Consider the following 25,219-nt stretch of genomic DNA (forward strand, 5'->3'; position numbering starts at 1 on the left):
ACGTGGCAACGTCCGGAATCTTTTGGCCGAACGGCCAACACCTCCTCTACCCGATAGTACGATCGGACAGCATGGGTGGCGTCCGTCTCGGCCAGTTGCTGCTGGCGTTGGACGCCACCCTGGTATCGCTCGTCGAGGCGCCGCGCGGCCTGGATCTGCCGGTGGCCTCTGCCGCACTGTTGGACCGCGAGGACATCCAACTCGGCGTGGCCCCGGCCTTCGGATCCGCCGACGTCTTCTTCCTTCTCGGGATCGACCACCCCGACACCATCCGCTGGCTCGACCAGCACGGCCGCTCCCCCGTCGCCATCTTCGCCAAACACCCGAGTCCCGAGGTGATTCGGCGAGCCACCCGTGCGGGTATCGCGGTGGTGGCGGTCGAACCCCGCGCCCGCTGGGAACGGCTGTACCGGTTGGTCGACCACGTCTTCGACCACCACGGCGCGGGTTCGGCACACGACTCGGGCACCGACCTGTTCGGCCTGGCCCAATCGATCGCCGAGCGCACGCGCGGCATGGTCAGCATCGAGGACGCCGAATCGCATGTGCTGGCTTATTCGGCGTCCAACGAGGAGGCCGACGAGTTGCGCCGGTTGTCGATCCTTGGGCGCGCTGGTCCTCCGGAGCACCTGGCCTGGATCGCCCGGCGTGGCATCTTCGACGCGCTGCACGCCAAGCCCGATCCGGTCCGGGTCGCCGAACGCCCCGAGCTCGGGCTGCGGCCGCGGCTGGCGATCGGGATCTTCGCGGCCACCGGCGACACCCGGCGCGCACCGGCATTTCTCGGCACCATCTGGCTGCAGCAGGGTGATCGGCCGCTGGCCGAGGACACCGAGGAGGTGCTGCGCGGCGCCGCGGTATTGGCGGGTCGGCTCATCACCCGGCTGACGGCCAAACCGTCCGGTCACGCGGTGCTGGTCCAGGACATGCTCGGGCTCACCGGGGACCCGCCCGATATCGAGGCGATCAGTCGCGAGCTCGGCATCCCGGCCACCGGTCGGGCGGCCGTCATCGGCATCGATTCCACCGCCGAGGTCACCCGGCTGGCCGACGTCCTTGCCCTGAGCGCCAGTGCTTTTCGACCCGACGCCCAGGTCGCCGCGGCCGGTGGCCGGGTGTACGTACTGTTCCCGGATGCGGGCAAGGGCCTGCCCTCGTGGGTGCGCAGCACGGTGTCCGCGCTACGGACCGAGCTGGGCCTGGAGCTACGGGCGGTGACCGCCGCGCAGCTCGAGGGTCTGGCCGGTGCGGCCGCCGCCCGTGCCGAGGTCGATCGGGTGCTCGACAGCGCTGCGCGCAGGCCGGGCAGCCTGGCGGCGATCACCTCCCCGGCCGAGGCCCGCACCACCGTTCTGCTCGATGAGATCGTCACGATGATCGCCGCCGACGTGCGCCTCGTCGATCCGCGGATCAGGGCATTGCGCGCCGAGGAACCGATGCTGGCGCACACCCTGACCGCGTATCTGGACAGCTTCGGCGATGTCGCGTCCGCCGCCACGGCGCTGCACGTGCATCCCAACACCGTGCGCTACCGGGTGCGCCGCATCGAGGCAATCCTCGGCGCGTCTCTGGCCGAGCCCGACGTGCGCCTGCTGGTGATGCTGAGCCTGCGCGCCACGGCTGACCCGTAACGTCCGTCTTGAGGCAGGATTACCCGGGTGGGACGTTTTCTGGCCGTGTCGGCTCTGGCCGTATCGACCCTGGCCGTATCAACCTTGGCCGTGGGCCCTCCTGCGTCCGCGGCGCCGGCCGCGCTCCCGCCGACCACCGGTGGATTCGACTACCAACTGGGCGGAGCGTCGGATGCGCAGGGGTTGGCGGTCGTGGTGCGCGATTCCACCGCACAGCCCTTGGCGGGGGCATACAACATCTGTTATCTCAACGGCTTTCAGACCCAGCCGGGATCGGACTGGTCCGGCGGACTTGGTTCGGCACTGTTGCGTGATGAGTCGAACACACCCGTCACCGACGCCGACTGGCCCGACGAGTACATCTTGGATCCGTCCACTCCGGCACAGCGCGCCACCATCCTGGCTGCACTCACCCCGGGTCTGAATCGCTGCGCGGACAACGGATTCGATGCCATCGAGATCGACAACCTGGACACCTTCACCCGCTTTCCGGCCATCGAGAGGGCCGGTGCGCTGGACCTTGCCCGAAGCTATATCGCGTTGGCCCACGGCCGCGGACTGGCGATCGGCCAGAAGAATGCCGCCGAGCTCGCCGGGATCGGGCGCGGCCAACTGGGTTTCGATTTCGCCGTCACCGAGGAGTGCGCCGCTTATGACGAGTGCGGCGCCTACACCGGACCGTACGGACCGCACGTGCTGCAGATCGAGTATGTCGACAACCTGCCCGCACCGTTTGCCGCGGTGTGCGCCGCACCGGATCGAGCCCCGCTGACCATCCTTCGCGACCGTGACCTCACCCCGCCGGGCGCGGCGGGCCATGTGTACCAGCAGTGCTCCTGAGCGCCGCGCCGAGTGGCCACTTGTGACACGTAATCCGGCCGGCCGCGTGCCATAACCGGCCGTTCGGCGAATGAAGGGCTACTGCGCCAGCCGCTGCACGGCCGCGGTGATGCGCTCGTCGGTGGCCGTCAGCGCGACGCGCACGTGCTGGGCGCCCGCCGGGCCGTAGAACTCACCGGGCGCCACCAGGATTCCCCGCTGCGCCAGCCAGGCCAGGGTCTGGCGACACGGCTCCCCGCGGGTGGCCCACAGGTACAGGCCCGCCTCGGAGTGGTCGACGGTGAAGCCGGCCGCCCGCAGCGCGGGCAACAGCAGCGCACGCCGGCGCGCGTAGCGTTCGCGCTGCACCGCGATGTGTTCGTCATCGGTCAGCGCGGCCACCATGGCCGCCTGCACGGGACCGGGCACCATCATCCCGGCATGCTTGCGCACCGCCAGCAGCTCGGTCACCACCGCCGGGTCACCCGCGACGAATCCGGCGCGGTATCCGGCCAGCGATGACGTCTTGGACAGCGAGTGGATGGCCAGCAGGCCCGTGTGGTCGCCGTCGCAGACCGACGGATGCAGCACCGAGCGCGGTTCGGCATCCCAGGCCAAGCCGAGGTAGCACTCGTCGGAGGCGACCAGCACACCGCGTTCCCGCGCCCAGCCCACCACCTTGCGCAGGTGGTCGGCTCCCAACACCTTGCCGGTCGGGTTGCTCGGTGAGTTCAGATAGATCAGCGCCGGCACCTGCGGACCGATCTGGGTCAGCGAGTCCGCCGCCATGACCTGCGCACCCGCCAGTCGGGCGCCGACGTCATAGGTCGGATAGGCGAGCTCGGGAATCACCACGGTGTCCTCGGCGCCCAAGCCGAGCAGCGTGGGCAGCCAGGCGATGAGCTCCTTGGTGCCGACCACCGGCAACACGGCCTCCGCCGCGACATCGGTGATACCGAATCGGCGCGCCAGCGCGGCATGAATCGCCGAACGCAACGCGGACGTGCCCGCGGTGGTCGGATATCCGGGCACACCACTGGCCTGGGCCAGCGCATCGCGGATCACCGGGGCCACCTCGTCCACCGGCGTGCCGACCGAGAGGTCGACGATGCCGTCCGGATGAGCCTTCGCCGTAGCGGTGACGTCAGCCAGCGTGTCCCAGGGGAACACCGGCAACTGGGCCGATCTGGCCGGTCGTGACGCGGTCACTCGCCCTTGGGCTCGAGGTCCTTGACGGCCTGCGGATCGTTGTCGGTCTGGCCGACCTTCGACGCACCACCGGGCGAGCCGAGCTCACTGAAGAAGTCGGCGTTGCTCTGCGTGTAGCTGCTCCACTGGTCGGGCACGTCATCTTCGTAGTAGATGGCCTCGACGGGGCACACCGGTTCGCAGGCGCCGCAGTCGACGCACTCGTCCGGGTGGATGTAGAGCATCCGGCCACCCTCGTAGATGCAATCGACCGGGCACTCCTCGATGCACGCCTTGTCTTTGACGTCGACGCAGGGCTCGGCAATGACGTACGTCACTGATGTATCTCCTGTCCAGTGGGCTGCTGGTCCGGGTTTCAGTATTGGGTGGGCGCGCTGAGCGAGCGCCCGCGGGCCAGTATGAACGGCCCGTAACTGGACGTGCGTCTCAGTGTGCCCTAACTTCACACGCCGCCCTCACCGCGGCGGCGTGCGGTTACTGATACTAGACGTCGCACATACAGAAGGCCTAGTCACCACGCGCAGGTTTCCACCCTGTGCAACTTGTTGCATAGGACCGCCGGTACCGTTTAGCCTTCGGACATGGCCTTGCCGCACGCCATCCTCGTATCCCTCTGCGAACAGGTCGGTTCGGGCTACGAGCTGGCTCATCGCTTCGATCGCTCCATCGGGTACTTCTGGTCGGCCTCACACCAGCAGATCTATCGGTCGTTGCGCGCCATGGAGGCCGAGGACTGGGTACAGGTCCGCGCGGTCGCACAACGGGGTCGCCCGGACAAGAAGGTGTACTCGGTGACGCCGGCCGGCCGCGCCGAGCTGGCTCGCTGGATTGCCGCACCCCTTTCCGGACGCGGCTCGACCGTCGCCGACAACCGCACCCGCGACCTGGCGGTCAAGATCCGAGGTTGCGGTTACGGCGATATCGACGCCGTCCGCGAGCAGGCGGTCGCGCTGCGCGCCGAGCGGCTGGCGCTGCTGGACACCTACCGCGGCTTCGAGAAGCGCCAGTTCCCCGATCCACTCCGGCTGACCGGCGCCGAGCTGCACCAGTACCTGGTGCTGCGCGGCGGTATCCGCGCCGAAGAGGGCGCCATCGAGTGGTTGTCAGAAGTCCTGTCGGCACTCGGAGGTGTGCAATGACGTATCCGAAAATGACCTATCCGAACCTGCTCTCGCCGCTGGATCTGGGCTTCACCACCCTGCGCAACCGCGTGGTGATGGGCTCGATGCACACCGGTTTGGAGGATCGTGCCCGCGATACCGACAGGCTGGCCGCCTACTTCGCCGAACGCGCCCGCGGTGGGGTCGCCCTGATCATCACCGGCGGGTACGCGCCGAATCGGACCGGCTGGCTGTTACCGCTGGCCGCCGAGATGCGTTCGGAATCCGATGCGCGCAGGCACCGCAAGATCACCGCGGCCGTCCATGCCGAGGGCGGCAAGATCGCGCTGCAGATCCTGCACGCCGGACGCTATGCCTACCATCCGCTTTCGGTCAGCGCCTCCTCGATCAAGGCACCCATCAACCCGTTCCGGCCGCGGGCGTTGCGCAATGTCGAGGGCACCATCGACGATTTCGTGCGAGCCGCCCTGCTGGCGCGTTCCGCCGGGTACGACGGCGTCGAGATCATGGGCAGCGAGGGGTATCTGATCAACCAGTTCCTCGCGCCGCGTACCAACAAGCGCACCGACGCCTGGGGCGGGACGCCGGAGAAGCGGCGACGTTTTGCCGTCGAGATCGTCCGCCGGGTACGCCAGGCGGTGGGAGCCGATTTCATCATCGTCTACCGGCTGTCGATGGCCGATTATGTCTCCGACGGCCAGACCTGGGCCGAGATCGTCGCGCTGGCGACCGAGGTCGAGGAGGCGGGCGCGACGATCATCAACACCGGAATCGGGTGGCACGAGGCCCGGATCCCGACGATCGTCACCTCGGTGCCATCCGGCGCGTTCGTCGGCACCAGCAGCGCGCTGGCCGAACATGTCGACGTCCCGGTGGTGGCGTCGAACCGGATCAACATGCCTGAGGCGGCCGAGCAGATCCTCGCCGACTCGCACGTTCAGTTGATCTCGATGGCGCGCCCCCTGCTGGCCGATCCGGACTGGGTACACAAGGCCGCCGAGGATGCCGCCGACCAGATCAACACCTGCATCGCCTGCAATCAGGCGTGCCTGGACCACGCGTTCGTGCACAAGACGGTGTCGTGTCTGCTCAATCCGCGGGCGGGACACGAGACGACCCTGATCCTGGGACCTACTCGGCGGACACGCACAGTCGCGGTCGTCGGGGCCGGGCCTGCCGGGCTGTCGGCCGCGGTGAACGCGGCGCAGCGCGGGCATCGGGTGACCCTCTTCGAGGCCGGCTCGACGATCGGTGGCCAGTTCGACCTCGCCCGGCGGGTGCCGGGCAAGGAGGAGTTCAACGAGACCGTGCGCTACTACACCCGGATGCTGGAGGTTCACGATGTCGACGTGCGACTGGGCGTGCGGGCGACGGTGCAGGCGCTGACCGGATTCGACGATGTGGTGCTGGCGACCGGGGTGACCGCGCGGATGCCGAGCATTCCCGGCATCGAACATCCGATGGTGCTGACCTACGCCGAGGTGCTCTCCGGCGCGCCGGTGGGCAACGCGGTGGCGGTGATCGGCGCGGGCGGGATCGGGTTCGACGTGAGCGAGTTCCTGGTCACCGACCAGTCCCCCACGCTCAACGTCAAGGAGTGGAAGTCCGAGTGGGGCGCGCTCGACCCGTTCGAGGCACCCGCGGTGCGCGGCGCGTTGACCACGCCGGTGCCGCTACCACCGGCGCGCCAGGTTTTCCTGCTGCAGCGCAGCAAGGGGCCCCAGGGCCGCGGGCTGGGCAAGACGTCGGGCTGGGTGCACCGCGCATCGTTGAAAGCCAAAGGCGTCGAACAGCTCTCGGGTGTGAACTACGAGCGAATCGACGATGACGGCCTGCACATCAGCTTCGGGTCCGACCATGCGCGGCCCCGGGTACTGACGGTTGACAATGTGGTGATCTGCGCCGGCCAGGAATCGGTGCGCGATCTCGAGGACGGGCTGCGGGCCCACGGTGTCGAGCCGCACGTCATCGGCGGGGCGGCCGTCGCCTCGGAGTTGGATGCCAAGCGCGCGATCCGTCAGGGCACCGAATTGGCCGCCCGGCTGTAACTCCCGTTCCCCGCGAGCGTGCGTGTCTGCACCCCGACACGCCGTGCCCAGCTCAGAGTTCACGCACGCTCGCGGGGAGGAGTCAGGCCTGCTTGAGCGCTTCGATCTCCAGGGTGACGGTCACCTTGTCGCCGACGACGGCACCGCCGGTCTCCAGCGGGGCGTCGAAGTCGATCCCGAAGTCCTTGCGGTTCAGCACGACCGACGCCTCGAACCCGGCGACCGCACCGTGCCCCATACCCGGGTTCACGCCGTTGAACTGAAGATTCAGCGCGACGGGCTTGGTGACACCCTTGAGCGTGAACTCGCCGTCGAGTACGTAGTCGTCGCCGTCGGCGCGCACGCCGGTCGAGGTGAACGTGGCCGTCGGGAACTGTGCGGCGTCGAAGAAATCGGGCGCCTTCAGGTGCGCGTCCCGCTGCTCGTTGCGGGTGTTGATCGAGGCGATGTCGATCGTGGCGGTGACCGACGGGGTGCCATCCTCGGCGATGGTGATGGCGCCGGCGACCGAGTCGAAGGTGCCACGCACCTTGCTGACCATGAGATGGCGAACCGAGAAGTTCACCGAGGAGTGCACGGGATCGATCGCCCAGGTTCCGGCGGTCAGGTCGGCGGCTGCGGCTGTGGTCATGATGTCTACTCCTGTGGTCATCGGGCCGGCTCTCCGGACACCTCTCACCCGAGTCAAACGGACCACGGTCCGATTTCATTCCCCGCGGCCCGGGTCCGTGGGTGTCAGCCACCGGGCGATATTGCGGACATAGTCGAAGAACACGTCCAGACGAGCTGGATCGTCCTTGATCCCACGGCCCGGCCGCTCGGTGACGAAGTCCGGCGCGCCGCGTTCGACGTCCCAGTTGTAATCGGCGAAATGGTGAAACGTCGAGCAGGCCAACGCCCGGCCGAGCATCGAACCGTCGGCGGCACGATCACCGTCCAGCGCCACCGCAAGGTTGAACACCCGCCCCGTCGTCGCGCTGCGCCCCTGTGCCACCACCCGGGCACCCGGAACCTCCGCGGTCACCAGCCCCTCGTGCGGATGCGCCGGGAACCATTCGATGCGGCCACTGCACACCGCGGCGGTCGCGAGCAGTTCATGACCGCAGTCGAGAACCGGCTGATAATCACCGTTGGCACCGGAATGGTAATTCGGCCAGGAAATCTCGGGATTGTCCATATCGTCACGTAGGTCGGCCGGGTCGACGCTCTCGTCGTGGAACCGGTTCACCCCGCCCAGTGATCCGAGTGCCGACAGACACCTGCCGAGGTCCTGATGATCCCGCGCGGTCAGCACACCGCCGCCCCTGCGCCGGAATCCGGCGATGGCCCCGCATTCACGCTCGGTCAACCCGGCTCCGGTGTCGACCGCCAGCAGCCAGAGTTGGTCGAAATCCGACCGATCCAGGCCGGCGAGCACCGGATCGTCACCACCGCGGGCCCGGTTCCTGGCGACCACCTGGTGCCCGGCGACCCGCAGCACGTCGGCCAGCATGGAGAAGCGCTCGACCGACCAATCCTGTGCGTCGAACGGGATCGTGGTCTGGAGCAGGACTCTGGCCATCGACCTCACTCCGTGACACGTAAGCGCGCCCGGGCCGCCAACTCGTCGGTGTCGACGAGCACCAGCATCGGAATTCCCGGGGTGCAGAACATCGTGACGAGGAACCGGCACGGGATGTCGTCGCGGTTGTTGGCATCGCTGTAGTGGATGACGTCCCCGCCGGGTTCCCAGAACGTCTCACCGGCGCGCACGACGCGGGGCGCCGATCCCTCCAGCTCGAACAGCACCTCCCCGTCGAGCACATAACCGAACGCGGGTCCGCCGGGATGCTTGTGCGGCGGCGCCCCGGCACTACCGGGCGGGTACTCGATGACCACCGTCATGGCTTGTGCGCCTTGCGCTATGGCCGGCGGTGTCGCCTCACCCACCACGGTGAGGGCATTCTCCCAACCTGGGTCGTATTTCACGGTCATCTCACTCCTAGGTAGTCACAGGGCGGCACCGCCGCGGGTTCACAGGGCGGCACCGCCGCCAGGTCACAGGGCGGCACCGCCGCCGTCGACGTGCAGTGTCGAACCGGTGATGAAACTCGATCGCGGCGAGGCGAGGAACAACACCGCCTGCGCGATCTCCATCGGCTCCGCGGTACGGCCCAACGGCAGCGAGCTACCCAACTCCTCATTGGATTCGCCCCACTCTGCTTGCACCCCTTCGGTTCTCGTGGGACCCGGAGCCACACTGTTGACCCGGATCCCCGCGGTGCCGAATTCCACGGCCCAGGTACGGGTCAACGATTCCACCGCCGCCTTCGATGCGCTGTAGGCCGACGCCCGAGCGACTCCCTTGGTGGCGACCATGGTGGTGATGTTGACGATGCTGCCGTGGCCGCGTCCCAGCATGCCGCGGACGATCCCCGCGGTCAGGAAATACAGTCCGCGGACATTGATTCCGAAGGTCTGGTCAAAGGAGGCCGGATCTTGGTCGACGGTCAGCGCAGCCGGGAAGTAGGCCGCGTTGTTGACCAGGATGTCGACCTCCCCCGCGGCCCGGACCAGGTGCTCCACCCCACTGGGTGCGCCGAGATCGGCTTGTACGAATTGCGCCCCCAGCCGATTCGCCACCGCCATACCGCGATCGGCATTGCGTCCGGTGATGACGACGGCGGCCCCGGCCTCGGCGAGCAACCAGGCCGAGGCCAGCCCGATGCCCGCGGTGCCCCCGGTGACCAGCGCCCGTCGCCCGGCCAGTTCCATCAGGCGACCTCCTGGTCGATGAGCGCCAACGCCAGCCGCAGCCGTTGCCGCGCCCGCGACGCGCGCGACATCACCGTCCCCACCGGGATGTCCATGATGGCGGCGATTTCGGCATAGGTGTAGCCCTCGACGAACGCATAGAACAACACGTTGGTGAAACCATCCGGCAGCTCGCCCAGCGCATCGCTGAGATCGGGGTGTGCCAGCGCGTTCAGCACCTCGGCTTCGGCCGACACGTGGGCGCCCGCGCGGGCCAGCATCCGGTCGGTGATCTCGTCGACCGGTGTCTCGGTGGGTCGACGTTGTTGGGCACGGTGGTTGCTGACCCACCGGTTGTACATGATCTTGAACAGCCACGCCTTGAGGTTGGTGCCGTGTCGGAACCTCGGATATCCCGCGTAGGCGTGTAACAACGTGTCCTGCAACAAGTCCTCGGCGTCGGCCTCGGACCGGGTCAGTCGGCGGGCACCGCGATGCAGCATCTCCAGCAGCGGTCGGGTCTCCGCCGCAAAACGCACGGCGAGGTGCGGGTCGGGTACGGATGTCAGTGTCATATCGGCGTGTCCCCTACTGGCACACGGCCGCGGAATCGGCCAGCCAGTCCGCGAAGCGGGTACCCAAGACCGTCGCCTCGCCACCGGCGAGCAGCGTCGTGTCGTCGAGCACCACCCCGAAGTAGGGCGCCGCTCGATCGGTGATGACCTCGCGGTCGTCGCCACAGGCCCGCAGCTGCAGGCTCACCAGCTCATCGAGTCCGATACGTTCCGGTCCGCACACCTCGACGATGCCGCCGGCGGGTCGAGCGACCGCGACACCTGACACCGCGGTCGCGACATCGTCGGCGGCCATCGGCCGGCTCGCCGCCGAGGTGATCCGAACCGACCCGCCCTCGGTGGCCGAATCGGCGATGCGGCCGACGAATTCGAAGAACTGGGTGGCACGCACGATGGTGAAGGGGATCCCTCCGTCCCGGATCAACCTCTCCTGGGCCAGTTTCGCGCGGAAGTAGCCGCTGTCCTGAAGCCGATCGGTGCCCACCACCGACAGGGCGACGTAATGCGAGATCCCGGCGGCCCTGCCGGCCGCGAGCAGGTTGTTGCCGGCACGGATGAAGAAGTCCAGCGCAGGCGCGTCCTCGAACGACGGCGAGTTGGCCACATCGACGATGACATCGGCGCCCGTCAGCGCATCGGCCAACCCTTCGCCGGTCAGGACGTCGACCCCCGACGACGGGGATGCCGACAGTACGTCGTGGCCCTGCCTGCCGAGTTCGGCGACCACCCGTGAGCCGATGAGCCCGGTGCCACCGATAACCACGATTTTCACAAGTTCCTCCAGTTCCGACTGTTTATCCGGAACCAGACTGTCCCGATGCGTTGGCACACCGAGCCCTTGAAAGTCCGTAGTCTGCGCGACTACGTGGTCAGCGGGCGGCGGCGCGCAGCTGCCGGCGCGACCTGATACCCAACTTCACGAACACCTTGCGCAGATGCCACTCCACGGTGTGGGTGCTGATGAACAACTGGGCGCCGATCTCGGCGTTGGTCAGCCCGTCGGCGGCCAGCCCGGCGATTTGCGCCTCCTGTGCGGTGAGCGCGTCCCCGGCCCCGAGCGGCTGGGAGCGCACCTTCGCGCCGACCGCCACCAGCTCGCGCCGGGTCCGCTCCGAGAAGGCCTGCGCGCCCATCGCGGTGAACAGCTCATGTGCGACACCGAGCTGATTCCGGGCGTCGGTGCGGCGATTCGCCCGGCGAAGCCACTCGCCGTAGGACAGCCGCACCCGGGACAGCAGCAACGCGATCCCGGCCTGATCCAACCGCTCGATCGCATCGAGGAACGTCGCGTCGGCGTCGGCGTCATCGGCCAGCAGGGCCTGCGCGGCCGCCACCGCACCCCGGCCCCAGTTGGTGTCGCTTGCGGTGGCACGTTCGACGAACCTCGGGAACGTCGCGGCGGCGGTCGTCCGGTCACCGACGTGCACAGCGGCCTCGATCAGCTCGTACAGGCACCAGCTGTGGAACCCGAGATCTTCGTACTCGCAACAGTGTCGGGCGGCAGCCAACGCCTCCGCGTACCGACCGAGGCCGTTGTACAGCACCGCGCCACAGAACGATGCCAATCCGATCAGCCGGCCTTCACCGCGTGCCGCACCACGGGTGGCCGCACTCTCGATGAGCCCGAGGGCCTCCTCCGGTACACCGCGCCAAGCCGCGACATTCAGCGAGTGATACCGCACCGGCTCCTGCCCCATGGCGGCGCTGAGCGCCGCGGACTCCTCCAGAACATCTGCGGCAACACCGAACTCACCTCGATAGAAGTGCACGCCGGCCCGGTAACCCAGCGCCGGCGGCAGCGCGGCCAGGGCACCGGCGTCACGCGCGCGACGCACGGTGTCGGTGGCGATGCGTTCGAGCACCGTGTCGTCCCACAGCTCGTGGGCGGCCGATTCCTGGATCACCGGGAACGGCCAGAAGTGCCGGCGGGCCCGGTTGTGCTCCGCATCGGCATTCCACATGTCCAGTGCCGCGGCGAGTTCCGCCGAACCGGCACCGGGACCGTCGATGATGCGCGCGCACATGCCGGCCAGGAGTAGATCGACCGACCGTGCCGGATCGCCGACCGACCGCGCGGCCTCGGCTCCGCCGGTGGCCACCTCCGCCAGCAGCGTCGGCGGTCCCAGCCGCCCGGCGTACATCGCCGCCGCGAGTGCCTCCAGATAGGTTTCCCTGGCGAGTTCATCATCGAGGCCGACCAGACCACGGGCGGCGGTCAGCAGTCCCACCGCGGCCTCGCCGACGGGTAGCGCGCCCGCCGTCGCCGCCCGACTGCGGGCGAAGTCCATCTGTGCCCGCATGCGCACCACCCGGGCCTTCTGCGCCACATCCAGCGGGGCGGAGTCTGTCATCGCCAACAGCGCGTAGGCCGAATCCGGCTCGGCCACCTCGCGTTTGGCCTGTGCCGCGGCGATGGCGCGTGCTCCGCGAAGGTGCGGATCGCCGGTCAGCACGGCCGCGCGCTCCAGGAAGGTGGCCGCGGCTGCCATACCACCGCGCCGCTGAGCGCGGCCGGCCGATGCTTCCAGTTCGGCCGCCACCACATCATCGGGCCCCAACGCGGCGTTGGCGGCGTGCCAGGCCCGCCGGTCGGGGTCGACCTGCGGGTCCGTCGCCCCAGCCAACGCGCGATGGACGTCGCGACGCTCACCGAGTTCGGCGGCACGGTAGGCCGCCGAACGCATGAGTTGCCCTGTGTCAAGCCGCCCTGGGTTGATCTTGGTTGATCAGCTTTTGGAGGGCCCTGTGTTGGGTGGGATCGTAGGCGACTTCGTCGTGCCAGCAGTGCCAGATGATGTAGAGCCAGGCGCGGGCGAGGATGCGCACGGCGTGGGGGTGGTCGTGTCCGCGGGCTCGGGCGCGGTTGTAGAGATCGGCCGCCCAGGGGTTGGCTCGACGACTGTCGCCGGCGAAGTCGCATACGGCGTCGCGGAGCTGTTTGTCTGCAGCCCAGCGGAATCCGACGTGTTTGACTTTCCCGGATTGGCGGGTGGAGGGGGCGACTCCGGCCAGGCACGCCAGCGATTCGGGTGTGGGGAACCGTGCGCGGCAGTCGCCGATTTCGGCGAGCAGTCGGGCGGCACGGAAGGTGCCCGAGCGTGGCAGGCTGGTGAAGATATGAGTATCGGCGTGAGCGTCGAGTTGCTCGGCGATGCTCTGGTCGAGGGTTTTGATCTGGGCGCTCACAGTGCTCAACACCTCGACGAAGGTCGCGGTGATGGTGGCACCGTCGATACCGGCGGCACCGCGAGGCGCGGCGGTGAGTCGTCGGTGCAGTTCACTGGCGTGGGTGCGGCCGCTGTAGCCGACGCTGGCCAGCCAGTTGGCCATCCGGGTGACCGAGAGCCAATCGGCGCGGTCCTGGCAGTCAAAGCGGGCCAAAAAGGCCAGGCTGATCGGCGAGTCGATATCGGCGAACAGCCCGACCGCGCCGGGAAAGACGATCATCAGATGAGCCCGCAGCTGGTTGGCGATCGCCACGCGGTGAGCGACCAGATTTTTACGGGCTCGGCAGGTCTGGCGCAGGGCCACCGTGGCCGGGCTGTCGGGCTGCAGGGGCCGCAGCCGGGTCCGGTCGGTGCGCAAGGTGTCGGCCAGGACGAACGCGTCGAAGCGGTCATCTTTGTTGCCGGCCGATCCGTAGCGCCCGCGCAGGTTCTTGAGTTGGTTGGGGCTGATCACCACGACGGTGATCCCAGCGTCGAGCAGGGCGTGTACGACCGGACCGTCGGGGCGTTCGATGGCGACTTCGCTGACACCGGCGCGTTGCAGTGTGGTGAGCAGATCTCGCAGCCCAACGGCGTTGTGACCGATCGTTTTGCGGGTGATCTCGCGGCCTTTGGCATCGACGATCGAGACCGCGTGATCATCGCAGGCCCAGTCGATTCCACACGTGAGCCCATTGGCGGGTTCCGTTGGCAGGGTATTTCGGGCAGACTTCATGACAGCCTCCTCGCTGCTAAGCCCAGTGGGGAGGCACCCTTATGTGCAGGTTCCGGGGCACGACTGCCGGTTCGCTCACTGAGCGGCGCTCGGTGGCGCATAGCCCTGTCGACGGTCAACGCGCCCCGGGTAACCACTGACCTCCGCAGAACTCATGCTGGACATCAACAGCGTCGAGCGAGCAGGGCGATAGATCAGCGGCACCTCGGGTGCATCGGCAATCCATCCAAGATCACCGACACAAGGATGGTGCACCAGTGAGCGGATGGGTGAACCGTATCCGCACCCCGAGTTCGATCAGGCCCGCCGCCTCGGCGGGGCCCAGCTCGTCGACCGGAACCCCCAAGAGCGCTGCGGCGCGCAGGAACAACGCCGCGTCACCGACGGGTTCGGCAGCAGCGAGCAACAGTAGCTGCCGGGTTGGCGTGGGCAGCGTCAGGATGCGTTCGATGTACCCGTCCTCGAGGGCGGCCGTCGAGGAACGCCGACCGGAAATCCAGAAACCACCGGCCAATTCGGCGGCCGACACACTGTGCGGCACATCGATGATGGCCAGTGGCACACCGCGGGTTTCGGCGACGATGCGATCACGCACCAGCGGGTCGATACCGCCGATCATGATCGACTCAAGTAGCTCACGTGCGGCGGCGTCACTCAGTCCCGCCACGGTGTGTTCGGGCAACCCGGTGAGCACGTCGGGATTTCCGTCGCGGACGGCGAACACCATGGCCACCGGCTCTGCCAACAGCCGCCGCGCGACGAACGCCAGTACCTGCACCGAGACCTGGTCGAGCCATTGTGCGTCGTCGATCAGGCACAGAACGGGCCGCGCGGCCGAGGCGCCCGCCAGCAGGCTCAGCACTGCCAATCCCACCAGGAACCGATCTGGCGCGGGCCCGGTTCCGTATCCGAACGCGACCTCCAGGGCGGCGCGCTGCGGCGGCGGTAACGTCACGATATCCGCGAGCAGGGGCGCGCACAGCTGTTGCAGCCCGGCGTAGGCGAGCTCCATATCGGATTCCACACCGCCCAATCGGAGCAGAGTGAATCCGGTTGCGTTACAGGCCAGCTGATCCAGCAGCGCCGTCTTTCCGACGCCCGCCTCACCGCGCAGCAACAATACCCGGCCCCGGCCCGACCGGGCGTCATCGGTGAGGGCGTCGAGGACCGCGCAATCATGCTCACGACCGCGCAACCCCACCGACATAGCCGTCGATGCTAACGACTCGAACGCCCCGCCGTGGCGGGGATGACTCCCGCGCCGTGCGGGCGTTCGACCGACCAGAAGTGTGCAGCCCGCACCTTCGCGAGCATCGGAGAAACCATGAGCGTGGACAACCTCACCCGCAGCGACAACGGCCTCGACGAGCTGGTGCCGTCTCGGTACGCCCTGAAAATCGGCGATATCGACGTGCTGATCATCAGCGACGGCGTACTGCCGATCACGGCATCGACGATGGCCACCAACGCCGAACCGACCGAGTACTCGGCATGGCTGAAAGACATGTTCCTGCCGCCGGAGATCCTGGACTGGCCGCTCAACGTCGCCGTGGTGCGCAGCGCGGGCAGGACGATCCTGGTCGATTCCGGTCTCGGCACCGAGTTCCCGGACTTCCCCCGAGCCGGTCAACTGGGCATGCGACTGTCCGCGGCCGGGGTGGAGCCGTCCTCGGTCACCGATGTGGTGCTGACACATCTGCACATGGACCATATCGGGGGCCTGCTGGTCGACGGGCTGCGCAACAAGCTCCGTAACGACCTGCGGGTGCACGTGGCGGCCGCCGAAGCCGAGTTCTGGCAGTCCCCCGATTTCTCCCGCACCGTCATGCCGGCCTCGATACCACCCGTGCTGCGACGGACCGCCACCCAGTTCCTCGACCTCTACCGAGGCCAACTGCGCACATTCGAGAACGTCTACGAGGTGGCACCGGGAGTTGTGTTGCGGCGCACCGGTGGACATACCCCCGGGCACAGCGTCGTGCGTATCGAATCAGGGGGCGAGGCCTTGACGTTCGCCGGTGACGCAGTGTTCCAGCCGGGGTTCGACAACCCCGAATGGCAGAACGGTTTCGAACACGATCCCGAGGAGGCGACCCGGGTCCGGATTTCGCTGTTGACCGATCTTGCGGCCAGCGGTGAACAGCTGGTGGCCACCCACCTTCCGTTCCCGTCGGTCTGCCATGTGGCCGCCCACGGCGGAACCTTCCGCTTCGTCCCGGCGACCTGGGACTACTGACGGGCCGAGCCTGCGGTCGGGTCGGCTACTCGGCGATGACACCCCACTTCGCCTCGGCTCCCGAGTGCCCGATCAGCACCACGCTGACCGTCGTCGACACACCGACCACCACGGCGAGGACCGCCAACCCGACCGCGAGCCCGCGACCAGGTCGCTCCGTGCGCGACTCCCACACGTGCTGGACCGCCTGCAAGATCGCCACGAGCAACAAGCCGATCGCGAAGTAGATCATCCACTCGCCGCGCTCCTCATGCAGCTCGAGGATCGCGCTGTGCTCACTTTCGCGGTTGTACAGCCACTCACCCGCTGACGTCACCAACGGTGTGAGCACCATGACGCCTGCAGCCAGGGCCAGCACCAACCACACCAGACGAGTGCGGGCGGCCCGCCAGAATGCACAGAGAATGAGCAACGCGGCCGTCAACGGCGCCAGCACCACGACGCCATGCACCAGCAGGGCATGGGCGGGGATTCCGGCAATAGTGGTCATGGCTTCGCTCCTCGGATGTGCGCATCCAGAAGATACCCCCTCAGACGACCGAGCGGCGCACCAAACACCTTTTCCGGCAACACGATCCGAGTCAGGCAAGGCTACGCTCACCTCTGCCGCTCGGGTGGGTGATCAGGCCGCCAGCGGCGTGTAGTCCGTGGTGCGCTGCCGGGCAGGCCTGCCGATACCCTCGGCGATGGCGACGAGTTCGGCGACGGTCTTGGCCGACCCGTTCTCCGAACCGGCCATCCGCGAGATGGTCTCCTCCATCAGCGTGCCGCCCAGATCATTGGCCCCACCGTTGAGCATCACCTGGGTGCGTTCGACACCCAGCTTGACCCAGCTGGTCTGAATGCTGGGAATCCTGCCGTGCAACATGATTCGCGCCAGCGCGTGCACGGCACGGTTGTCGCGGTGCGTGGGCCCCGGCCGCGCGCCACCGGCCAGGTATAGCGGCGAGGACTGGTGCACGAAGGGCAGCGGGACGAATTCGGTGAAACCACCGGTGCGATCCTGGATATCGCGCAGCACATTCAGATGCCCCACCCAGTGCTTGGGGGTGTCGACGTGCCCGTACATCATCGTCGAACTCGATCGCAGCCCCACCTCGTGCGCGGTGGTGACGACGTCGATCCACTCCGAGGCCGGTAACTTGCCCTTGGTCAGCACCCAGCGGATCTCGTCGTCGAGGATCTCCGCGGCCGTACCAGGGATCGAGCCGAGACCCGCCGCCCGCAACTCGGTCAGCCATTCGCGCACCGACAACCCGCTGCGCGTGACTCCGTTGGCGATCTCCATCGGCGAGAAGGCATGCACATGCATCGAGGGCACCCTGGCCTTGACCGCGCGCACCAGGTCGGCATACCCGGTGACCGGCAGTTCGGGATCGATACCGCCCTGCATGCACACCTCGGTGGCACCGGCGACGTGCGCCTCCCAGGCCCGGTCGGCGACCTCGCCGGTGGACAACGAGAATGCATCGGCGTCACCCTTGCGCTGGGCGAACGCGCAGAATCGGCAACCGGTGTAACAGATGTTGGTGAAATTGATGTTGCGGTTGATCACGAAGGTGACGTCATCGCCGACCACCTCGCGGCGCAGCGAATCAGCCAGCGCGGCAACGGCGTCCAGCGCGGGCCCATCGGCGGTGGCAAGTGCCAGATACTCGTCGTCACTACAGCCACCCGGGTCACGCTCGGCCGATCGCAACGCCGCCAACACATCGGTGTCGATGCGTTCGGGTGCGCGCGCGGCGAGCTCGGACACCTTCTCCCGGATGGACTCCCAGTCCCCGAAGGCGCTGTCGAGGTCACTGCGGGTATCGGTGCGCCGGCCCTCCGAGTCGATGGCCGTGTGTAAATCCGTGCGACCCAACGATTCCGAGGCCTCGTCGGGCTCCTGCCATGGCCGCCCCACCGGGTTGACATCGCGGGCCAGACCGGTTTCCGGGTCGGCCAACGCGTCGACATGCCCACGCACTCGCGGGTCGATCCATGCCGCACCCGCCTGCACATACTGAGGCTGCGCGGTCAGCCGCTGCACCAGGTCATAGCCGGCCTCGGCGGTGACGGCCGCCAGATCGTCGAGATTCGGCCACGGCCGCTCCGGGTTCACATGGTCCGGAGTCAGCGGTGAGACCCCACCCCAGTCGTCGACACCGGCACCGATCAGCGCAAGGCACTCCGCGGACGACACCAGGTTCGGCGGCGCCTGGATACGCATCTTGGGCCCCAGCACAAGTCGCGTCACCGCGATGGTCGCCACGAAATCGTCGATACCGGCATCGGGCACCCCGGCCATGGCCGTGTGGTCCTTGGCCCGGAAGTTCTGCACGATCACTTCTTGCACGTGACCGAATTCCTTGTGCGACTTGCGGATCGCGTGCATCGTCTCGGCACGTTCGGTGAGCGTCTCACCGATACCCACCAGCAGGCCGGTGGTGAACGGAATGGACAGCCTGCCGGCGTCATCGAGGGTCCGCAACCGGACCGCGGGATCCTTGTCCGGGCTGCCGTAGTGGGCCAGTCCCTTGGTCTCGAACAGTCGCCGTGACGTGGTCTCCAGCATCATGCCCATCGACGGCGCGACGGGCTTGAGCCGGGAGAGTTCGGTCCAGCTCATGACACCCGGATTGAGGTGCGGCAGCAGGCCCGTCTCCTCCAGCACCCGGATGGCCATGGCTCGGACGTAGTCCAGGGTGGAGTCATAACCGCGCTCGTCGAGCCATTGCGCGGCCTCGTCCCAGCGCGCCTCCGGGCGGTCACCCAGGGTGAAAAGCGCCTCCTTACAACCCAGCTCGGCACCCCGGCGGGCGACTTCGAGGATCTCGTCGGGCTCCATGAACATGCCCTTGCCCTCGGCACGCAACTTGCCGGGAACCGTCACGAACGTGCAGTAGTGGCATTTGTCGCGGCACAGATGGGTGACGGGGATGAAGACCTTGCGCGAGTAGCTGACCGGCAGCCGTCCGGTGCCGCCGCGCCGCCCCGCCGATTCCAGGCCGGCGTCACGGACCCGGGCAGCGCTGGCGCACAGGTCGGCCAGGTCGCCCCCGCGGGCGGTCATCGCGATGGCCGCCTCGTCCACATTGAGTGCCACGCCGTCGCGGGCGCGGCGCAGCACACGCCGCAGCGCGGCCGGATTCGACTTCGGCGGGACCACCGGGCTGGGCAGATCGGAGCCGTGCTGGGGGTTCAGAGCCACTCCGGTGTAACCCCGCCGTCGGCGCGGATCATCCGCGCGTCTCACTATCTGAAACAGCTGCCACTGGCATAAGGGTCACGATAGCCTCCGACGAGACACCGCGACGCGACCCGTCCGCCGAATGCCTCCCAGCACGCTGACTAGCGCGTAAGTTATCCGACGTCGGGACTCATCACAGGAGCTGTCATGCGGTTGCGCGTTCGTCCTTATCTGATGGCAGGCGTGGCGGTGGTGGCCGCCGGCAGCATCTCGCTGCCGTCCTCGGTGACGCCGTCGAGCGCGCCGGCCGTCCGCCACGACGGTGTCGCGCTGACCGCGCAGGCACGAACCTTCGACACGCTGCCGGCCGCCCTGGTCGCGGTCCGGCCGTCCGCACCCGATGCCGGTCCGACCGAGCTTCCCAAGCTGCTCGCCGAGGCGCTGGAGGCCGCACCGGCCACCCAGGCGAGCGCTCTGGCCTTGCCGGGGCTGGGCAACGCCATCATCGACGCCTATTACACGGTGATGCCCTGGGTGGACTGGGGCGTAAATCTCGCGGTGTACGCGACCGAGTGGATTCCGCTGGTCAACCTGTTGACCCCGCAGATCGACATCTTCTACTACTCGCTGATCCGACCGATCATCACCAGCGCCGTGTTCAACTTCGCCTATTGGGTCGGCGGAAGCATCGACTTCGGGCAGGGACTGACGAACTTCTTCAACGAATCGGTCGCCGCAGGCGTCAACTTCGTCAACACCGAGATCGACTGGTTCCTGAGCTTCCTTCCCCCGCTGCCACCGTTCTTCCCACTGGCCGCGGCGTCCCAGGCCGTGATGGCCGTCGAAGGGGCGCGCACGGCGGTACAGATCCCGGCCGCCCCCGACGCCGCTGCGGAGTCTTCGGACGAGCAGCAGAGCGAGCCGGACGAGCCCGCGGCGTCGGCCACTGAGCCCGACCCGACGAGCCCCGACCCGACGAGCCCCGACCCGACGACACCGGAGCCGACTCCCGCGCCGCAGGCCCCCGTCGAGACCACCCCGCAGCCCGATATCACCCCGGAGACATCCGAAGGGGTCGACGAGGAGGGCTTCACCGAGCAGGCCGGCGAGCAGCAGGAAGAGGACCTCCGCGACACACTGCGCGACGAGCTCCGCGAGGAACTGCGCGAGGAGGCTGCCCAGGAGTCGAGCGACCTCGGCGCGGACGATATCGGCGACACGACCGGTGCGGACACCACCACCGGCGGCATCGTCGAGAACGCCTCCGATGACAGCCCGAAGACCGCGGACACCACCGCGCCGGCCGATCACGCCGCCGGGAACACTGCATCGGACGCCGGCGGCTCAGACAGCTGACCGGCGCAGGCCACCGGGTTCAGAGGTGGCGACGCAACACCGCCGCCGGCGGTAGCAACCCGCCGACGATCAGCAGGAGCACCGCGTAGGCCATCACGCCCGCGCCGTCGAACACCACGTCGCCGCCCGGTCCACCGAGCGCCAACCCCAGCACGGTCGCCAGCCAGGCCCACATCGGCGCGGCCGCGAGCCGGGGCGAGGACGTCCACTGCAGGGCCACCCACACCAGCGCCGCATTGACCGCGCCACTGACCACCACGGTGATCGGGAAGGGCACCGCGCCGATGCGCAGCGGGAGAAAGAACGCCGAAACCAGCGCCGCCAGCACACCATCGAGGGCGAGCACACCGAGGACGACGGGCGGCAACCAGGCCGGCCCGTCCGCACGATCGGCCGTCAGGTCGGGATGCTGTCGAGCAGCGCGACCAGCGAGCCGACGACCCACTGGAAGTTGTCGGCGCGGTCCTGCTGATGCTGCAGGTTGGGATCCAAGTCCGGGTCCATGACGGTGACCCTACCGCGTCCGCGCCCGGCTATTGCAGATTCAGCCCAGCCAACAGGTCGGATTCGACACCCTCGGCGCCCCGCTCGCCCGCCACCAGGACGTAATGCTCGATACCCCACAGCGGCAAAGCGATCTTGTTCGACAACGCCAGGGAGCGGCCATCCGGGGCGACCATCACCTGGGTGGCGTGCGCACGCAGCGCCGCGGCCTTGGCCGGCAGGTGGTCGGTGGCATCGATGACCGCGTCGACCCGGTCGTCGGGGAATCCGAAGGTGAAGTCCTCGGCCTTGATGACCACCCAATCCGCGGGCGGGGTGCCGATATTGCGGAAACCCTCGACGAATCCGGACACCGCCATCACCGTCCAATAGAACTTCGGCACCGCCCACCCGGCCGCGGCGGACGCAGCGACGGCGGCGGTGCTGACCTCGTGCACCCGGATGTGGTCGGGATGGCCGTATCCGCCGTTGGGGTCGTAGCCGACCACCACATGCGGCCGGAAATCGGTGATGACGGCGACCAACTCGGCCACCGGATCGGCCAACGGGGCCGCCACGAAGCTCTGTCGATGCCGCGCCGGCGTGCCCGGCATGCCGGAGTCCCGCCAGCGACCCGCTCCGCCGAGATAGTGCGGGGCTCCGACGCCGAGAGCGGCCAGCGCCGCGGTCAGCTCGCCGACCCGGTAGCCCCCGAGTTGATCGGCGTGGTCGACGGCCAATCCGGCCCACTCCTCGCCGATGACCTCGCCCTCCTCACCCATCGTGCAGGTGACCACCCGCACGTCGGCACCGGCGGCGGCATACTTCGCGATCGTCGCTCCGGTGGTCAGCGATTCGTCATCGGGATGGGCATGAACAAAGAGAAGCCGCGGCGTTTCCACTCCCCTAGGTTTACCGTGTGCCGCCACCCGATGCGAGACGCCGAGGTCTGCAGTTCGGTTGCGCGATCCTGGCGACCGGCCTGCTCGCCGGTGTGGCGGGGGCGGCGACCACCGTGGCGCTGCACGGAATCGAGCACCTCACCTACCACTACCGGTTCGGCAGCCTGCTCGACGGCGTCAGCGCAGCCCATCCGCTGCGGCGCGTCCTCGGACCGGCGGTCGGCGGTGCGCTCGCCGGCCTGGGTTGGTGGTGGCTGCGCCGCCGCAGCGCGGTGCCAGGCCTGTCTGGCTCGATTGCCTCGCATCGACCGCTGGCCCGCGGCCCGTTGGCGATGGACGCCGGGCTGCAGGTGTTGGTGGTCGGGTCCGGGGCCTCGCTGGGCCGCGAAGGTGCCCCGCGCCAACTGGCGGCCGTCCTGGCCGACGCGGCCACCGCACGGCTGGCACTGACGGCGCGGGACACGCAGATCCTGCTGTTCTGCGCCGCCGGAGCCGGGCTGGGCGCGGTGTACAGCGTGCCGCTGGGCGGTGCCCTGTTCACCGTCAGCATCCTGGCGCGCAGCTGGCACCCGCGGGTGGTGGGTACCGCACTGATCACGTCGAGCCTGGCGGTGGCCGTCGCCGCCCCGGTCACCCACCTGGACCACTCGCTGCGCTGGCCCGATGCCGACCTGTCCTATCTGTTCGTCGCGCTGGCCATCCTGATCGCGCCGTTGTCCGCCTGCGTCGCAGCGGCGTTCGTGCGTGTCACCGCCACCCGCGGCGCACCGCCCACCGGTTGGTGGCTGGTGCCGGCGATCGCCGGCGCGGGTCTGCTGACCGGCATCTGTTCGCTGTGGTGGCCGCAGCTTCCCGGCAACGGCCACAGCATCCTGGTGGTCAGCCTCGACACCCAGCTGAGCATCCCCTCCGCGCTGGCGATCCTGCTACTCAAACCCGTTCTCACGGCGTTGTTCCTGCGCGTGGGTGCCGTCGGCGGCCTGCTGACCCCGGCGCTGGCCACCGGAGCCGCCGCGGGATGCCTTGTGGCACTGCTGATCAACGAACTCACACCGGTCACGGGAGTCCATGTCAACACCGCTGCGCTGGCGTTGACCTGCGCGGCCGGGGTGCTGGCGATCACCCAACGCTCACCGGTCTTCGCCGCGGTGTTCGTCTGGGAGTTGGCACACCCGCCGATCTGGTTGCTAGCGGTGTTCGCCCTTGCGGCCTTCACGGCCACCCGGGTGTGGCACCGCACCGTTGATCGTGCGTGATCGGTACGGTCGAGGGCATCGGCCACCCACCGGAAGGACCACCTGATGGGAACGAACTTCTACTCGGCGGTGCCGTCGGCCTCCGAGCACGCATTGTCCGCGCTGGCCGCGACCGGTGGTACCCGGGTCGGGGTGCACCTCGACCCGATCTACGCCTGGGCCAGGGACCCCGATCCGGCGCGCCGGGTCGGGCTGGTCAGCGGCGGCGGGGCCGGCCACGAACCCATGCACGCCGGTTTCCTCGGTCGCGGCGGGCTCGATGCGGTCTGTCCCGGTGAGGTGTTCACCTCACCGCACAATCGCCAGATCCACGCGGCGAGTGCGAAAGTCGCCGGCGACGGTGGCGTACTGCACATCGTCAAGAACTACACCGGCGACGTGCTGAACTTCGCCATCGCCGCCGAACGATTGCGCGCCGACGGTATCGAGGTCGATCGCGTGCTCGTCGATGACGATCTCGGTTCGCAAGGCCAGGATGTCGGCAGGCGGGGCACCGGTGCGACGGTGGTGGTGGAGAAGATCCTCGGCGCCGCCGCCGATCGTGGTCTCTCGCTACCTGAGCTTGTCGAGCTGGGCCAGGCGGTAGTCGCATCATCGCGCTCGCTGGCGGTGGCCCAGCGCGCCTGCACCCCGCCCGGTGCGGACCGGCCCGCCTTCGACGTGGCACCGGGGACCCTGGAATACGGCGTCGGTATCCACGGTGAGGCGGCCCGTGAGTCGATCGTCCGCCCCGAGTTGGACGCGCTGGTGACGCGGATGGTCGGTGAGCTGCTCGATGATCTCGACATCACCGACGCCGGGGTTGTCGTCCTGGTCAACGGCCTCGGCGGCACCGGGGATCTGGAGCTGTGGCATGTGCTGGCCGAGGTCGCGCGGGCATTGGCCGATCGCGGGGTGCCGCTGCGCAGTGCGGTATCGGGCACGTTCGTCTCCGCACTGGACATGGCCGGGTTCTCGATCACCGTGACCGCGGTGGAAGACGAGCGATGGCTCCAGGACTGGTGTGCACCGCATCGCACCGCCGCTCTGCCGTCGCCGGTGCCCGCCGACATGACCATCACCGGCGACCAGGCGAGGCAGCCGGCGGGTGAACCCTCGCCATGGCTCGGTCAGCTCGCCGACGACGTGGCCCGGATCCGCGAGCCACTCAACGATCTCGACCGGCGGGCCGGCGACGGGGATATCGGCACCAACCTCGACAACGCCCTGCAGGCGGCGGTCCGTCGCGGGGCGGGCGCCGATGCCGATCTCACCGCCGATCTGCATTCTCTGGCAACGGCTTTCGCCGAGGACGTCGGTGGCTCCAGCGGGCCGCTGTTCGGCCTGGTCCTCGGTAGGGTCGCGGCAAGTGTCCACGCGAAAAGTTCGGCGGGCGCGGGCGATGCGGCGGCCGACGGGTTGCGCGACGGGGTGGCGGCGATCACCCGTGCCGGGGGCGCGCGCGTCGGTGATCGCACCATGGTCGACGCGCTGCATCCGGCGGGCTGGGACGGCGAGTCGCCACGGGACGCGCTCGACGACGACGCGCTGACCGCCGCCCTCGACGGTGCGGCCGCGACCAGTTCGATGGTCGGTAAGCGCGGGCGGTCCAGCTATGTCGGCGACAAGGCGATCGGCACCACCGATCCCGGTGCACTGGCCGTCGTCGTGGTGCTCACCGCCATCGTCGAGCGCATCGACGGCCGGCGCCGGGATGCGGTGCGCGCCAGGCTCGCCGAATTGATCGACGGCTGACC

Annotated in this window: 23 protein-coding genes; 8 read left to right on the forward strand and 15 right to left on the reverse strand. The window is 68.5% G+C overall.

What is annotated here, in order from left to right:
• The first annotated feature begins 71 nt into the window (after positions 1-71).
• Positions 72-1,631 carry a PucR family transcriptional regulator gene (locus tag FBY28_RS06920; RefSeq protein WP_141865381.1) on the forward strand — a complete coding sequence of 520 codons (1,560 nt, stop codon included), beginning with the start codon at positions 72-74 and terminating at the stop codon, positions 1,629-1,631.
• A gap of 27 nt (positions 1,632-1,658) precedes the next feature.
• Complete coding sequence (locus FBY28_RS06925; protein ID WP_216847541.1) at positions 1,659-2,471, forward strand: endo alpha-1,4 polygalactosaminidase; 813 nt, start codon at positions 1,659-1,661, stop codon at positions 2,469-2,471.
• Between the two features lie 78 nt (positions 2,472-2,549).
• Here the strand turns inward: FBY28_RS06925 and dapC are convergent, their stop codons facing one another.
• Together dapC and fdxA are read right to left on the reverse strand one after the other, a co-directional pair.
• A complete protein-coding gene (dapC, locus tag FBY28_RS06930; protein WP_141865382.1) occupies positions 2,550-3,659 on the reverse strand; it encodes a succinyldiaminopimelate transaminase in 1,110 nt (369 codons plus the stop codon).
• Positions 3,656-3,976 (reverse strand): ferredoxin, encoded by a 321-nt coding sequence (gene fdxA, locus FBY28_RS06935; RefSeq protein ID WP_036461862.1) that lies wholly within the window; start codon positions 3,974-3,976, stop codon positions 3,656-3,658. The genes dapC and fdxA overlap by 4 nt, the downstream gene beginning before the upstream one ends.
• Before the next feature lie 264 nt (positions 3,977-4,240).
• Between fdxA and FBY28_RS06940 the strand changes: the two genes are divergently transcribed.
• Together FBY28_RS06940 and FBY28_RS06945 are read left to right on the forward strand one after the other, a co-directional pair.
• Positions 4,241-4,798 carry a PadR family transcriptional regulator gene (locus FBY28_RS06940; protein ID WP_141865384.1) on the forward strand — a complete coding sequence of 186 codons (558 nt, stop codon included), beginning with the start codon at positions 4,241-4,243 and terminating at the stop codon, positions 4,796-4,798.
• Entirely contained in the window at positions 4,795-6,828 is a 2,034-nt protein-coding gene (locus FBY28_RS06945) for an NADPH-dependent 2,4-dienoyl-CoA reductase (protein ID WP_174241551.1), read from the forward strand. The genes FBY28_RS06940 and FBY28_RS06945 overlap by 4 nt, the downstream gene beginning before the upstream one ends.
• Before the next feature lie 82 nt (positions 6,829-6,910).
• On the opposite strand, the gene FBY28_RS06950 is transcribed toward FBY28_RS06945, so the two are convergent.
• The 9 genes from FBY28_RS06950 to FBY28_RS06990 form a co-directional block, all read right to left on the reverse strand.
• A complete protein-coding gene (locus FBY28_RS06950; protein WP_141865386.1) occupies positions 6,911-7,459 on the reverse strand; it encodes a YceI family protein in 549 nt (182 codons plus the stop codon).
• Between the two features lie 75 nt (positions 7,460-7,534).
• Positions 7,535-8,389, reverse strand: a complete 855-nt coding sequence (locus FBY28_RS06955; RefSeq protein WP_141865388.1) for a hypothetical protein — start codon at positions 8,387-8,389, stop codon at positions 7,535-7,537.
• Positions 8,390-8,394: 5 nt separating this feature from the next.
• Positions 8,395-8,802, reverse strand: a complete 408-nt coding sequence (locus FBY28_RS06960; RefSeq protein WP_141865390.1) for a cupin domain-containing protein — start codon at positions 8,800-8,802, stop codon at positions 8,395-8,397.
• Positions 8,803-8,865: 63 nt separating this feature from the next.
• Complete coding sequence (locus tag FBY28_RS06965; RefSeq protein WP_141865392.1) at positions 8,866-9,582, reverse strand: SDR family NAD(P)-dependent oxidoreductase; 717 nt, start codon at positions 9,580-9,582, stop codon at positions 8,866-8,868.
• Positions 9,582-10,136, reverse strand: coding sequence for a sigma-70 family RNA polymerase sigma factor (locus tag FBY28_RS06970; RefSeq protein ID WP_141865394.1), 555 nt, complete (start codon positions 10,134-10,136; stop codon positions 9,582-9,584). The genes FBY28_RS06965 and FBY28_RS06970 overlap by 1 nt, the downstream gene beginning before the upstream one ends.
• A 13-nt stretch (positions 10,137-10,149) precedes the next feature.
• The gene (locus tag FBY28_RS06975) at positions 10,150-10,908 is read right to left on the reverse strand and encodes an SDR family oxidoreductase (RefSeq protein ID WP_174241552.1); all 759 of its coding nucleotides are present in this window, start codon (positions 10,906-10,908) and stop codon (positions 10,150-10,152) included.
• Between the two features lie 97 nt (positions 10,909-11,005).
• Positions 11,006-12,820, reverse strand: a complete 1,815-nt coding sequence (locus tag FBY28_RS06980) for a helix-turn-helix transcriptional regulator (protein ID WP_216847542.1) — start codon at positions 12,818-12,820, stop codon at positions 11,006-11,008.
• Between the two features lie 13 nt (positions 12,821-12,833).
• A complete protein-coding gene (locus tag FBY28_RS06985) occupies positions 12,834-14,078 on the reverse strand; it encodes an IS110 family RNA-guided transposase (protein ID WP_064896048.1) in 1,245 nt (414 codons plus the stop codon).
• Positions 14,079-14,310: 232 nt separating this feature from the next.
• Positions 14,311-15,285 carry an AAA family ATPase gene (locus FBY28_RS06990; RefSeq protein WP_216847543.1) on the reverse strand — a complete coding sequence of 325 codons (975 nt, stop codon included), beginning with the start codon at positions 15,283-15,285 and terminating at the stop codon, positions 14,311-14,313.
• 117 nt (positions 15,286-15,402) lie between these two features.
• Here FBY28_RS06990 and FBY28_RS06995 point away from each other — a divergent pair, with 117 nt between their 5' ends.
• The gene (locus FBY28_RS06995; protein WP_141865398.1) at positions 15,403-16,314 is read left to right on the forward strand and encodes an MBL fold metallo-hydrolase; all 912 of its coding nucleotides are present in this window, start codon (positions 15,403-15,405) and stop codon (positions 16,312-16,314) included.
• Between the two features lie 25 nt (positions 16,315-16,339).
• Here FBY28_RS06995 and FBY28_RS07000 read toward each other — a convergent pair whose 3' ends face one another.
• Entirely contained in the window at positions 16,340-16,804 is a 465-nt protein-coding gene (locus tag FBY28_RS07000; protein WP_141865400.1) for a DUF2231 domain-containing protein, read from the reverse strand.
• A gap of 132 nt (positions 16,805-16,936) precedes the next feature.
• Positions 16,937-19,507, reverse strand: coding sequence for a bifunctional FO biosynthesis protein CofGH (locus FBY28_RS07005; RefSeq protein ID WP_141865402.1), 2,571 nt, complete (start codon positions 19,505-19,507; stop codon positions 16,937-16,939).
• 186 nt (positions 19,508-19,693) lie between these two features.
• On the opposite strand from FBY28_RS07005, the gene FBY28_RS07010 reads away from it, so the two are divergent.
• On the forward strand, positions 19,694-20,842 hold the full coding sequence (locus FBY28_RS07010) for a hypothetical protein (protein ID WP_141865404.1): 1,149 nt from the start codon (positions 19,694-19,696) through the stop codon (positions 20,840-20,842).
• 19 nt (positions 20,843-20,861) lie between these two features.
• On the opposite strand, the gene FBY28_RS07015 is transcribed toward FBY28_RS07010, so the two are convergent.
• Together FBY28_RS07015 and mshB are read right to left on the reverse strand one after the other, a co-directional pair.
• A complete protein-coding gene (locus tag FBY28_RS07015; RefSeq protein WP_216847544.1) occupies positions 20,862-21,209 on the reverse strand; it encodes a hypothetical protein in 348 nt (115 codons plus the stop codon).
• Between the two features lie 166 nt (positions 21,210-21,375).
• Positions 21,376-22,227, reverse strand: a complete 852-nt coding sequence (mshB, locus tag FBY28_RS07020; RefSeq protein ID WP_141865408.1) for an N-acetyl-1-D-myo-inositol-2-amino-2-deoxy-alpha-D-glucopyranoside deacetylase — start codon at positions 22,225-22,227, stop codon at positions 21,376-21,378.
• A gap of 17 nt (positions 22,228-22,244) precedes the next feature.
• On the opposite strand from mshB, the gene FBY28_RS07025 reads away from it, so the two are divergent.
• Together FBY28_RS07025 and FBY28_RS07030 are read left to right on the forward strand one after the other, a co-directional pair.
• The gene (locus tag FBY28_RS07025) at positions 22,245-23,483 is read left to right on the forward strand and encodes a chloride channel protein (RefSeq protein WP_141865410.1); all 1,239 of its coding nucleotides are present in this window, start codon (positions 22,245-22,247) and stop codon (positions 23,481-23,483) included.
• Between the two features lie 45 nt (positions 23,484-23,528).
• Positions 23,529-25,217, forward strand: a complete 1,689-nt coding sequence (locus tag FBY28_RS07030; protein WP_141865412.1) for a dihydroxyacetone kinase subunit DhaK — start codon at positions 23,529-23,531, stop codon at positions 25,215-25,217.
• Positions 25,218-25,219 lie beyond the last annotated feature (2 nt).

This window comes from Arthrobacter sp. SLBN-53, from assembly GCF_006715585.1.
Lineage (GTDB): Bacteria > Actinomycetota > Actinomycetes > Mycobacteriales > Mycobacteriaceae > Mycobacterium > Mycobacterium neoaurum_A.

What these genes read in the sequence shown, in the direction of transcription:
- FBY28_RS06940 (WP_141865384.1), top strand. Translation starts at nt 4,241, where the DNA reads ATGGCCTTGCCGCACGCCATCCTCGTATCCCTCTGCGAACAGGTCGGT.
- FBY28_RS06985 (WP_064896048.1), bottom strand. Translation starts at nt 14,078, where the DNA reads ATGAAGTCTGCCCGAAATACCCTGCCAACGGAACCCGCCAATGGGCTC.
- FBY28_RS06960 (WP_141865390.1), bottom strand. Translation starts at nt 8,802, where the DNA reads ATGACCGTGAAATACGACCCAGGTTGGGAGAATGCCCTCACCGTGGTG.
- FBY28_RS07030 (WP_141865412.1), top strand. Translation starts at nt 23,529, where the DNA reads ATGGGAACGAACTTCTACTCGGCGGTGCCGTCGGCCTCCGAGCACGCA.
- FBY28_RS06950 (WP_141865386.1), bottom strand. Translation starts at nt 7,459, where the DNA reads ATGACCACAGCCGCAGCCGCCGACCTGACCGCCGGAACCTGGGCGATC.
- FBY28_RS06995 (WP_141865398.1), top strand. Translation starts at nt 15,403, where the DNA reads ATGAGCGTGGACAACCTCACCCGCAGCGACAACGGCCTCGACGAGCTG.
- FBY28_RS06955 (WP_141865388.1), bottom strand. Translation starts at nt 8,389, where the DNA reads ATGGCCAGAGTCCTGCTCCAGACCACGATCCCGTTCGACGCACAGGAT.
- FBY28_RS06980 (WP_216847542.1), bottom strand. Translation starts at nt 12,820, where the DNA reads ATGCGTTCGGCGGCCTACCGTGCCGCCGAACTCGGTGAGCGTCGCGAC.
- FBY28_RS06920 (WP_141865381.1), top strand. Translation starts at nt 72, where the DNA reads ATGGGTGGCGTCCGTCTCGGCCAGTTGCTGCTGGCGTTGGACGCCACC.
- FBY28_RS06945 (WP_174241551.1), top strand. Translation starts at nt 4,795, where the DNA reads ATGACGTATCCGAAAATGACCTATCCGAACCTGCTCTCGCCGCTGGAT.
- FBY28_RS07010 (WP_141865404.1), top strand. Translation starts at nt 19,694, where the DNA reads ATGCGGTTGCGCGTTCGTCCTTATCTGATGGCAGGCGTGGCGGTGGTG.
- FBY28_RS06990 (WP_216847543.1), bottom strand. Translation starts at nt 15,285, where the DNA reads ATGTCGGTGGGGTTGCGCGGTCGTGAGCATGATTGCGCGGTCCTCGAC.
- FBY28_RS06970 (WP_141865394.1), bottom strand. Translation starts at nt 10,136, where the DNA reads ATGACACTGACATCCGTACCCGACCCGCACCTCGCCGTGCGTTTTGCG.
- FBY28_RS06965 (WP_141865392.1), bottom strand. Translation starts at nt 9,582, where the DNA reads ATGGAACTGGCCGGGCGACGGGCGCTGGTCACCGGGGGCACCGCGGGC.
- FBY28_RS07000 (WP_141865400.1), bottom strand. Translation starts at nt 16,804, where the DNA reads ATGACCACTATTGCCGGAATCCCCGCCCATGCCCTGCTGGTGCATGGC.